The organism is Streptomyces cavernae, assembly GCF_004023625.1.
Taxonomy (GTDB): domain Bacteria; phylum Actinomycetota; class Actinomycetes; order Streptomycetales; family Streptomycetaceae; genus Streptomyces; species Streptomyces cavernae.
In genome coordinates this window covers 1-10,095 of record NZ_RPDJ01000095.1, presented here as the reverse complement: position 1 = coordinate 10,095, position 10,095 = coordinate 1, and the positions used below count along the sequence as shown (strand labels likewise).

The following is a 10,095-nucleotide window of genomic DNA, read 5'->3' as shown; positions in this document are numbered from 1 at the left end:
GCCTACGTGGAAGAGCTGGGCAGACCAGCAGACAACGCCTGCCCAGTCCACGGCAACCGCTCCACACCCGGCTCACAAGCCCATCAGAAGATCACTCTCGGCCCCATCGGTGGATCGAGGCTAAGGGATAGCCGAGCGTGACTGCTGTACCGGCGCCGACCGCGGCGGTCAACCTCGCCCCAGGGCTCTCCTTGGAGACCAGGGTCAGCACTGTGAACAGCAGCCCAAGACCCACGAGCAGGCCACTGCCGAACCACAGCGCGGCGGTCCGGCTCATGAAGCCGTCAGCCCCACCATCCCCCGAGAAGTGGGTGGCGATCCGCCCGGGCAGCCGGTCGTAGCTCGCCAGGAAGATACCGACGTAGGCGGCGATAGCGCCGCCGAACGGAACGGCCGTCAGGGCACACCTGCGAATGACGGTCACGACTCCCCCTTGTGCATTGTTCTCATTGAAATAGAACAATGGCAGCCTACTTCAGGGCCCGCCTTCATGGCCCTCACCCCTGAAGCTGCGTCAAGTGACAGGTAACTAAGCAGGCTTGTTCGCGCACCAGAGACAGTCTGGAGCTGACACCGCCAGCTCATCAGACAGCCCAAACGACCCCTCAACACCCAGAGTGAAACAGGCACTCACGCCGGACGGGCCCTGGACACCGGCCTAGGTACGGCGGCCGAAGAGCGCTTTGCGTAGGCCCGGCGGCTGCTGTCGGAGGTCGATCCGGCAGCTGTCGCAGTGGCGGCCGTCCTCGGGCGGGACGAACTCGTTGCCGGAGCCGGGTTGCCTGGTGATGGGCAGATGGCATCGCGCGCACGGCGCCGGCGGGGCAGGCTCCGGCTCGCGTTGCTGCACCAGCTGGCCCACCTCCGCGTCCGGTGCGGGACTCTGGCCCCAGGTGGCCGCCTGGTGTGCTTGCTCCTGGCGCACTTTCTCCCGCTGTTCATCTCGCTGTTTGCGGCGCTGTTCATCGCGGTGGCGCCAGGCCTCCTGACCGTCGACGTTGGTGAGGGCGGTGGTGAGGGTTTCCCACTATCGGTGACCGCAGCGCCACCACGCCGCCTCCAAGCCCCCTGTGGCGGTGCAGGGCCGCTGGGAGGTCTGGCCCCGTGCGCATGCGGATACGAGTTGCGCGCCCAGCACGTCCGATGAGCGGGGCGTTCTACTGTGTGAGTGGCACAGCCCTCCACCCGACCAGCAAGGAGCACCAGGCCGTGAAGGTCGAAATCCAGCCGGACGTACGCGACACCGCCGCCCAGTTAGGGACCGGCGTTCCCTACGGGCTGAAGGTCCTGGCCGGCCAGCTGGCCGACGATCCTGACATGGGTCGGCCTTCGGGGCTGCCCGGCATCCTGACCGTGAGGGTTGACGGCGACATGTTCGAGGACTGCCCCGACCCGTCCGTCGGCTACATCCGCGAGCCGGACCGGATCGAGATCCGGTTTCTGAGAGCGGCCCCCTCCACCGAGTCCTCCACGAACGCCCAGGACCAGGCTCACGAGCAGGAGCAGGGCCGACACCAGCACCGTCCTGCCGACCCTGCTGCCGCTGCGGTCACCGTGCGGGAAATAGCGGACGCCTGGCATCGCATCACCGGCTGGCTCAAGCACAACGCCCCCGACTCCTATGCTGCGCTCCGCGCCGGCGCCAACCCTGCCGCCATCGCCGCCCTGGAAGAGGACCTCGGCATTCAGATACCCCTCGAGCTGCGGGTCCTGTGGCTCCTGACTGCGGGTGACGAGGGGAGCGACGGCTGGGGGTGCCTTCCGGGCAATAGGGCTCTGATGACCCTGGACACCGTGGCCGCCGCCTACCGGCAGCGGATGGACACTCAGGCCCACGAGGACACCCTCAACGCCGACCGCCCCGAAGAGGAGCGGATCACCGTGTGGAAGGCAACCTGGATTCCGGTTGTCGCCTTGGGCCCGGCTGACAGCACTTCAGGCCTGTACCTGGACGCCGTGACCGGCTACCTGGGCCGCTGGTCCCGCTACAACGAAGGCCCCGGTGACGAGCTCGAAACGCTGGTCACCTACCTGGAAGATGTCGCCGACATGCTTGAGGCTCCGGCCCTGGCCACGCGGGACAAGCCCGGCCTGGTCGGTGGGGCGCTGGTGTGGGGCAGCAGGCTAGACGCGGTCCAAGAAGCGCGCTGGCAGCCCCTTACCGGCTGACCACACACGAGAAGGGGGCCGGCGCCGGTGGGCTGGCCCCTTCGTGCTTCACCTGCTGTCGCGCAGGCTACGTCAGCCGATCTTGCGCCACGTGCAGGTCGTCGCGGCGGACGTGCAGTGCTCGAATCCCGGGAGGGTTACGAAGAACCCGTCACCGTCCAGCATCCGCCAGGACGAGGCCGGGAATCCACTGAACGCCCGCTGATTCTGCACGCTCGGGATCGCCGCACGCCCGCACCGCTCCGTGCCGCTCGGCCCGTTCGTCGCCGTGCGGGTATCCGCGAGGATGCCGAAGTTCGCCGAACCGTCGCCCATCTTGTCGGTGAACAGCTGGGCGCACTTGCTGCCCGACGTCACCAGGTTCACGCTCTTGGGGTAGCCGCCGGACTCGTGCGTCGAGGCCATCGCGAACTCGTCACAGTCGACCGACCCTACCGACGTGTCGGACGGGTGCACGCTCCAGGTGCTGTCACACACACGCGTACGGCTGTTTTCCGACGTCCACGTACGCCAGTGCTGTTCTTCACCGGCGTGTCCGGGCCCAGGTAGTGCATCAGCGAGTCCCAGCGCTTGGAACCGGCGTGATCGGGCATGACCTGCTCCATGTACCAGTAGTACGCGCCGGCGGCCGGGTACAGGTTGGTGTCCACCGTCCAGTTCAGCTTGAAGAATGGCAGCACGCAGCCTGGTGCCGAGCCCCTGACGATGGCGTCGCAGCGCGGCGCAAGCTCCCGTACCTCTTTGATCCCAGAGCTCCCGAAGTCCGCCGTCGCGGTCGCGGCGTCGCTGGCGTCTACGGTCGCGGTCACCGACCAGCCCAGGTCGATGCTCTCCTTGGCTGTGCCGGACCAGGTGGTCTGGATGGTGCCCCAACGGCCGCTGTACTGGCTCCAGTCGTCCGCGTCCCAGTAGGCGTTGTCGCCCGCTTTGTTGTTCTGGTTGTCGGCCCACCGAGTCTTCGACGTCACACACGACGAGCACGTCGACTGGACGTTCCACTTCATCGTGACGCCTTCGAGTTCCTGGTCGATCTGGACCGGCATGATGGCGATCTGCTGGTCGAACTCCGCGAAGTCCGACCCGGAGGCACCCTTGTTCGGGTAGGCCTTGATGCGCTGCTCGAAGTCGAACTTGGCGAAGCCGATCGTCACCTCCCGACCGGTGTCGACGAACACCAGGTCTGCGGACCCGATGTTTTTCAGGCACGCCTCGCCGCGGGTCATGTAGTCCTTGCCCACCGGCTTGTCATAGCACCAGCCGACCAGCTCCACAGCCGGTGCCGGCCATGCACGAAGCCATGGTGCTGTGGTCGATGACCATGCTGATGAGCGGCCGCCTGGCCGGACGCCGCCCGGGCGGCTTCAGCCGTCCGAGGCCGCGAGCGCGGTGAACACTCCCGGCCGCACCTGCAGGGCCCATCCCCGTTCCACCAGGCGTTTCGCCTTCGACCGCACCCCCTCGACCTTCGCTGGGACCGCCTCCAGTCCCAGGGCCGCAGCCAGCTGCTGGCACCGCATGCCCTCCCGGCCCGCTTCCGACTGCAGCACCGCCACGATCCGCTGGTAGTCCGGCGAGAGGACCGACGCCGTCATGCCGTCGGCCCGGTGCGGCACCAGTGATCCCGTGACAGCACTTCGCACCGGATCTGCGACCGCGGACGGCGGCCCGGCCAGTACCTCGGCCACCGTTGCACGGGCATCCACCAGCCGCTGAAGTGCGTGTTCCGCCTCCCGGATCTTCTTCTCCCGGGCCCCCAGCAGACCGAGCACTGACGGCACCAGCCACCTCCACAACGCGAGCGGACGAATCGCCCCATCTCTCCTGCCGCACAGCGGAGTTCATGCCCATCACAGTCGAACCAACGGATCACGTTCGGAAAGCGGATGGCGTCTCAGACAAAGCCGCACCCGTGTCGGATGACCTACGGGGCGGATTGAGCCGCTCGAGCCAAAGTTGGAGAGGTGGCGGGCGAAGCCGGTGCACACAGGGACGTAGCCGGTTCAAACGATGCCACCCAGCTCGCGCCCTGCTGGATGCCATCCCGCCCACCCGTAGCAGCGAGCGCCGCCGGCCGGGGGGAGAGGCGGGGTGCGATCTTGGCATTTGGTCAGCGCGGCTCCGTCGGGCGGGCGCCTCGCAGGAACTGTGTCACCGCGGTGCCCACGAGTCCTTCGAGCCGTGCGGGCTCGATCATGCCGCTGTTGAGCATGGACGTGATCCCCAGGACTGTTGCGTAGATGATGAGTCCGATGTCTTCCGGGTCATCCCCCTCCAACTCGCCGCGCTCCTGGCCCTCTTCAATCAGGTCGCTGATCTGGCCGAACGCGGCTGCGGCGGCCTCGGCGACCGCCGTCGCCCCCGGGCGGTGCTTGCTGGAGTTCATCAGCCCGGTCAGCTCGGCATTCTCGGTCGCGAACCGGACGTAGGCCGACGCGAACGCGTACAGGCGAGCGGGCAGGTCGTCCTCGTCGTCGATCTCGTTCACCGCGGCCCGCAGCTTCGCACCCAGGCGTATGAAGCCCGACTCGGCGAGGGCGTCGAGCAGTGCGCGCCGGTCTGTGAAGTGCCGGCGGGGCGCCGCGTGACTCACGCCGACGTCCCGTGCCAGGTCCCGCAAGGAGAGCTGCTCGACCCCATGCGCCCTCAGGCTGCGCTCCGCCGCGTCGAGCAGGTCCGTGCGGAGATTCCCGTGGTGGTAGGGCCGCCGCTCGGTGGTGTCAGGCATGGGAGCAGCCTACAGAACACAATGTTTTCATTGACAACAATGTTGCTAATGCCTACTCTCGCAGTGTGTCCAAATACTCCCCCGCCGACCTTCCCGACCTGACCGGCCGCACCGCCGTCGTCACCGGCGCGAACAGCGGGATCGGACTCGTCACCGCCCGTGTTCTCGCGGAGCGCGGTGCGCAGGTCGTCCTGGCCGTACGCGATCCGGAGAAGGGGGAGGCAGCGGCGGCGACCATGACGGGCCCGGTCCAGGTCCGCGCCCTCGATCTCGCCGACCTCTCCTCCGTACGGGCCTTCGCCCACGGCCTCCCCGGCCCCGTCGATCTGCTGGTCAACAACGCCGGTCTCTCCCTGGGGCCGCTCTCCCGGACCGCGGACGGATTCGAGTTGCAGTTCGGGACCAACCACCTGGGCCACTTCGCCCTGACGAACCTGCTCCTTCCGCGCATCAGGGAGCGGGTCGTGACGGTGGCCTCGCTCGGGCATCGGATCGGCTCCCTGGACTTCTCCGACCTCCAGTGGGAGCGCAGGCCATACCGGCCCAACACCGCCTATACGCAGTCCAAGCTGGCCAACCTCCTGTTCGCCGCCGAACTCCAGCGCAGACTCACCCGCGCGGGATCACCCGTCATCTCGACGGCCGCACACCCCGGCATCTCCTCGACAAACCTGATGCGAACGGAGAGGAAACCCTCCCTCGGTCTCCGCGTCGAGAAGTTCCTCGTCGGACTCGTCGCCCAAAGCGCCGAGGAGGGCGCCCTGCCCACCCTGTACGCCGCTACCGCGGACCTTCCCGGCGACAGCTATGTCGGCCCCGACCGGCTCTGGGGCATGCGCGGCGCGCCGACGCCGGTCGGACGGTCCGCCCGAGCACGTGACGGCTCGGCGGCACGGCGGCTGTGGGAGGTGTCGGAGGAACTGACCGGCACGCGCTTCCCCCTAGACGCGCCCGCGACCCCTGCCTCGTGAAAGGACCCGCCTCTGTGATCCGTCCACCGAAAGACGCGCGGAAAGACCAGCGGAAGAACCCTCGGAAGCCGGACGAACTCGTCGTCGTCTCCGGCGCCTCGTCGGGCATCGGAGCCGCGACGGCGCAGGCCCTCGCCGCGATGGGCTACCACGTCCTCGCCGGGGTACGCACCGACAGCGAGGCGGACGCCGTCCGGGCCGACGGCATCGAACCGGTCACCTTGGACATCACCGTCCCGGAACACATCGAGGCCCTGGCCCGGCGGATCGCCGACGACCCTGAGCGGCGCGTCCTGCGCGTCCTGGTCAACAACGCGGGGATCGAGATCAACGCCCCCGTCGAGGTGCTCCCTCTTGCTTTGTGGCGCGAGCAGTTCGAGGTGAACCTCTTCGGACACATCTCCGTCATCCAGAAACTCCTGCCCTTCCTGCGGCGGAGCCGGGGCAGAATCGTCAACATCAGCTCCGTGGGCGGGGTGGCTGCGCTGCCTGTCTTCGGGGCATACGCGGGAACCAAGTTCGCCCTCGAAGCGGCCAGCGACTCCCTGCGCCGTGAGGTCTCGGCGCACGGCGTGCAGGTGGTCGTCGTCCAGCCCGGCGGCGTCCGGACCGAGATGGCCGCCCGTAGCGGTGACCTCTCTCTCGAACTCGCCGCCGCGATGAGCACCGAACACCAGCATCTCTACAGTCACCTCATCAACGCGACGGTGGCGTCCAACACAGCCTTTCTCGAACGCGCCCTACCGGCGGCGAAGGCGGGGGCCAAGATCGCCAGGGTGGCGACCACGCCCCGCCCGCGCGCCCGGTACACCCTCGGCACGGACGCCGCCTTCATCATCCCCCTCACACGATTCCTGCCGGCCCGGCTGGTGGACGCCATCCTCACCATGAGCCACCGGTCCCGGAACCCGAAATCCGCGCCCACGCCCGAACCCGAGTCCGCAGGGAGTCCTTCATGACCACGCTCGCCGACCGCATCGAACTGATCGAGCTGATGGGCCGCTACGCCGACATCGCCGACCTCAAGGACTTCAACAGCCTCCCCGCCCTTGTCTACACAGACTCCGTGGCCCTCGACTTCTCCTCGGTCATCGGCCTGCCGCCCATGACCGTGCCGCTCGACGAGTACGTCCAAGTGCTGGACCAAGCCTTCGCCCCCTTCTCCGCCACCCACCACACCATCACAGGTCACGTCGTCGAGATCGACGGCGACCGCGCGACCCTCCATGCGCATGTCCGCGCCGAACACTGGGTGCCGGAAGAACGGGCAGGCGGCGGGCCGGACCGATGGCTGGTCGTCGGCTTCTACGACAACGAGGCCATCCGGACACCGCACGGCTGGCGCCTCAGCAGCGTCAAGCTCACCGCCACGCACCAGGAGAACGCCCACTTGCCAGGGCCTACCCCAGTCATATGAGCACGCCGGCCGGCTCCTGGCACCACTTACACGGCTCCCACGGCATCACCAGCTCACTGAGGAAGAGCCGCACCCGTCTCGTTTTCGAGGCCAAAGACCTGGACGGCAGCGAGAAGCTGCTGTTGCTGGCACTGACCAACTACACCGACATGTACGGCTACTGCTGGCCGAGCGAGGGCCGCCTCGCGGCTGACTGCGGCACCTCGCGCAGCACGGCGCAGCGGGTGAAGGGCAAGCTGGCCGCGCGCGGTCTGGTGAAGTCGGTGCGCTGGGTGAATCCGAGGACGGGCAAGCCGATCTCGAACCTGACGCGGGTGAACTTGCCGCTGCTGGCGGCCATGCGGCAGGAGCCACGGCAGTACCAGGACAACCTGATCGAGGCCATCACCTTCGACGACGACAGCCAGGGCGAGCCGGCCGGCTCGCTGGCTGGCACCCCGGACTCTCCGGAGCCTTCTGACCATCTGATACGTCAGAATGACGCCTACCCGGAGTCAAATGGGAGTCCCCGGCGCAATGTGACGCCTACCCAGCCCCAGGATGACGCTCAATCCCTTATTGATCCCGTAGTGATCCCCTCCCCCTACCCCCCTCTGGAACAGCGCAGGCTGCGGCCGCTCCTGACGTGGGACGAGGAGGCAAAGCTACGCAGCGGAACGACCACTCGCGCGGTGCGGTGTTCGTCGACGCGTTACCGTACGCGGGCCGGATGCCCAGAGGGCGGCGACGGACTCCCGGCCCCAGTCCAGGTACGCCCGCCGGTACTCGTCCAGTTCGTAGCTCTCCCGCAGCTCCCGGACACGCACTTCGGCGAGCAGCGGGTGAGCGAGGGCGACGGAGGCAGGCTCGCTGCCGGGGAGGGTGAACCGGTCCAGCAGACCCAGGGCAGACCGCACCCGGTCCCCGCTCACCTTCTCCTCCAGCATCCGGGAGACCAGCAGCCGCAGTTCGCCCTCGGTCAGTGGTCCGCGTGCCAGGGCCAGCAGACCGAAGAGACAGCGGGCGTCGTCCACCCGGCGCTGGTGCCGATGGTCGTCCGGCAGCGCCTTCTGGTCCTGCCACCAGCGTTCGACGTAGCCCACGAGGCCCGGGCGGGCCTGCCGTAGCCGGGCGGTCCAGCGGTCCAGGTCGTGTTCGGAACGCAGCCGCAGATCCTGCAGGTACAGGGCGGTGGTCACCGGGTCCCCGCGGGTGAGCCGCCACAGGTCCGGTGCTACGGCCCGCAGGATGTCGGCGGTACGGCCGCTGTTGCCGGGCAGGGCCTCGTGCAGCAGTTCGGCGACCGCGTCCTCGCCGAGTCCGCCGAGGAGGGTCGTGGCGCTGCCGGGGTCCAGACGCAGTGACTCCAGCCACGCCTGGGCCGTGGCCCGCGTGCGGGTGCGACGGGCCGTGAGCACGATGCGTACGCGTTTTCCGGGGCGGCGCGGAAGGCAGAGGTTGCCCGGCTCCCAGCCGTCGGCCTCGTCCAGCGCGTCGACCATGACCAGGACGGTCGTCCCCGGGGGTGCGGGCCGGCCAAGCAGTTCGGACAGGGTGTCGCGCAGCTTCTCGAAACCGGCCGTGGGGTCGTGGCGCCGCCTGTGAACCCGGGCCAGCCGGTGCACCAGGGCGTGGACCAGGTGGTGGGCGCCGGCGGCGTCGTACCGCAGGCTGACGGGGACGAACACGATGTGCAGGGCCGGGTCCGACCGTCGGGCGAGGGTTTCGGCCCAGCGGGTGAGCAGCGTGCTCTTGCCGGTGCCGGCGCCACCGCTGATCAGGTGGTACGCCGAGGCCTCCGGGTCCGCCAACCAGGCGTCCAGCGCGGCGAGTTCAGCGGTGCGTCCGGCGAACGGGAGAGTGCCGCCGGGGCCACTCAGGTGGGTGTCGAGGAAACCTGCCACCAAGGCCCGGCCGGGGCTTCCCGGTTCGCCGGCGAGCTCCTCCAACACCGTTCGCCGCGGGGCGAGTCGGGGCCAGCGCGCGATGATGTCCTCGGCCGGGGAGGCGTAGACGGTGCCCCCCACCGCGCGCGTGGGGTCGATGTCGTCGGGTTGCATCCAGCGCACGACACCCACGGCCACACACCCGGCGAGGGTGCCGGCGAGCACCGGCCCGCCGCTGAACCCCTTCGGTCTGAGGCCCGCGGCGACCTGCGGTGAGAAGAGCTGCGCCACCGGCACGCCGTCGAGGATCGACGTACGCGCCACGGAGATCTCGGCTGGCATGGTCTGCGGATCAGTCGTCGACGGATTGCGGAAGGCCCAGCCCAGGGCCTCCACCTGGGTCCCCTTCAAGGCGTCCGCGGGCCTACCCAGCGGAATCTGGGCGGTGCTGCGGTCGAGGTCGGCGTGGACCCGGCCGTCCAGCCAGATCCGGGAGATTCCGGCGGCCAGGGCGCGCCCGCCCCGGCCGGACGCGGCGGTCCCGCTCTTGGCGGACTTCCTGGTCGCCGACGCCCAGAAGTCCTCGGCTCCCGCCTTGGGCTGCCGTATCGCCTCGGCGCCGATGCTGGGCAGTTCGGTGCCGGCCTTGTTCCTGCCGGTCCTCGTCGCCGCGAGCCGGTCGCTCGCCGTGTCTCCCGCCGCGCCCTTCGCAACCCCTAACGACAGAGTTGGAGAGAGGGTCGCTCAGGACGGCCTTCGACGGCAACACCGGAAACGGACCATCCGACCCCGAACGCCGAGGAGCTCCCTGTGCACAGCGACACGGACCCCGATGCCGACTTCGCGGACTTCGTCACCGCGCACTGGCCCCGGCTGGTCAGATGCGCCTACCTGCTCACCGGCGACTTCCACGAGGCCGAAGACCTGGTCCAGAGCACCCTGGTCAAG

General features: G+C 68.9%; 12 protein-coding genes and 1 pseudogene. 6 read left to right on the top strand and 7 right to left on the bottom strand.

The window, feature by feature from the left end; genetic code table 11:
• Positions 1-91: 91 nt before the first annotated feature.
• Positions 92-424, bottom strand: a complete 333-nt coding sequence (locus EF387_RS46015; protein ID WP_238432099.1) for a DUF1648 domain-containing protein — start codon at positions 422-424, stop codon at positions 92-94.
• Positions 425-1,209: 785 nt separating this feature from the next.
• On the opposite strand from EF387_RS46015, the gene EF387_RS46010 reads away from it, so the two are divergent.
• Positions 1,210-2,169 (top strand): SMI1/KNR4 family protein, encoded by a 960-nt coding sequence (locus EF387_RS46010; RefSeq protein WP_238432098.1) that lies wholly within the window; start codon positions 1,210-1,212, stop codon positions 2,167-2,169.
• A 72-nt stretch (positions 2,170-2,241) separates the two neighbouring features.
• On the opposite strand, the gene EF387_RS46005 is transcribed toward EF387_RS46010, so the two are convergent.
• The 4 genes from EF387_RS46005 to EF387_RS45990 all read right to left on the bottom strand — a co-directional run bounded on the left by EF387_RS46005 (position 2,242) and on the right by EF387_RS45990 (position 4,894).
• Positions 2,242-2,574, bottom strand: a complete 333-nt coding sequence (locus tag EF387_RS46005; protein WP_128382522.1) for a hypothetical protein — start codon at positions 2,572-2,574, stop codon at positions 2,242-2,244.
• Between the two features lie 26 nt (positions 2,575-2,600).
• Entirely contained in the window at positions 2,601-3,407 is an 807-nt protein-coding gene (locus tag EF387_RS46000; RefSeq protein ID WP_128382521.1) for a hypothetical protein, read from the bottom strand.
• A 123-nt stretch (positions 3,408-3,530) separates the two neighbouring features.
• Positions 3,531-3,947 (bottom strand): hypothetical protein, encoded by a 417-nt coding sequence (locus EF387_RS45995; protein WP_128382520.1) that lies wholly within the window; start codon positions 3,945-3,947, stop codon positions 3,531-3,533.
• 329 nt (positions 3,948-4,276) lie between these two features.
• Positions 4,277-4,894 (bottom strand): TetR/AcrR family transcriptional regulator, encoded by a 618-nt coding sequence (locus EF387_RS45990; RefSeq protein WP_128382519.1) that lies wholly within the window; start codon positions 4,892-4,894, stop codon positions 4,277-4,279.
• 65 nt (positions 4,895-4,959) lie between these two features.
• On the opposite strand from EF387_RS45990, the gene EF387_RS45985 reads away from it, so the two are divergent.
• From EF387_RS45985 to EF387_RS49865, 4 genes and pseudogenes are all read left to right on the top strand, one after another.
• A complete protein-coding gene (locus EF387_RS45985) occupies positions 4,960-5,865 on the top strand; it encodes an oxidoreductase (protein WP_128382518.1) in 906 nt (301 codons plus the stop codon).
• A gap of 14 nt (positions 5,866-5,879) precedes the next feature.
• The gene (locus EF387_RS45980) at positions 5,880-6,824 is read left to right on the top strand and encodes an SDR family NAD(P)-dependent oxidoreductase (protein ID WP_128382517.1); all 945 of its coding nucleotides are present in this window, start codon (positions 5,880-5,882) and stop codon (positions 6,822-6,824) included.
• The gene (locus tag EF387_RS45975; RefSeq protein WP_128382516.1) at positions 6,821-7,282 is read left to right on the top strand and encodes a nuclear transport factor 2 family protein; all 462 of its coding nucleotides are present in this window, start codon (positions 6,821-6,823) and stop codon (positions 7,280-7,282) included. Before EF387_RS45980 ends, EF387_RS45975 begins: the two co-directional genes overlap by 4 nt.
• A pseudogene (locus EF387_RS49865) lies at positions 7,279-7,479 on the top strand (hypothetical protein); the annotation flags it as partial. The gene EF387_RS45975 and the pseudogene EF387_RS49865, both read left to right, overlap by 4 nt.
• Here the strand turns inward: EF387_RS49865 and EF387_RS49860 are convergent.
• A complete protein-coding gene (locus EF387_RS49860) occupies positions 7,440-7,718 on the bottom strand; it encodes a hypothetical protein (RefSeq protein ID WP_338058175.1) in 279 nt (92 codons plus the stop codon). The pseudogene EF387_RS49865 and the gene EF387_RS49860 sit on opposite strands and share 40 nt — an antisense overlap.
• A gap of 208 nt (positions 7,719-7,926) precedes the next feature.
• Positions 7,927-9,558: an ATP-binding protein gene (locus tag EF387_RS49280; RefSeq protein ID WP_155589853.1), complete on the bottom strand. Its 1,632-nt coding sequence runs from the start codon at positions 9,556-9,558 to the stop codon at positions 7,927-7,929.
• A 399-nt stretch (positions 9,559-9,957) separates the two neighbouring features.
• Here EF387_RS49280 and EF387_RS45960 point away from each other — a divergent pair.
• The coding region (locus EF387_RS45960; protein ID WP_274389003.1) for a sigma factor at positions 9,958-10,095 on the top strand (138 nt) is incomplete at its 3' end.

What these genes read in the sequence shown, in the direction of transcription:
- EF387_RS46005 (WP_128382522.1), bottom strand. Translation starts at nt 2,574, where the DNA reads ATGGCCTCGACGCACGAGTCCGGCGGCTACCCCAAGAGCGTGAACCTG.
- EF387_RS45990 (WP_128382519.1), bottom strand. Translation starts at nt 4,894, where the DNA reads ATGCCTGACACCACCGAGCGGCGGCCCTACCACCACGGGAATCTCCGC.
- EF387_RS45975 (WP_128382516.1), top strand. Translation starts at nt 6,821, where the DNA reads ATGACCACGCTCGCCGACCGCATCGAACTGATCGAGCTGATGGGCCGC.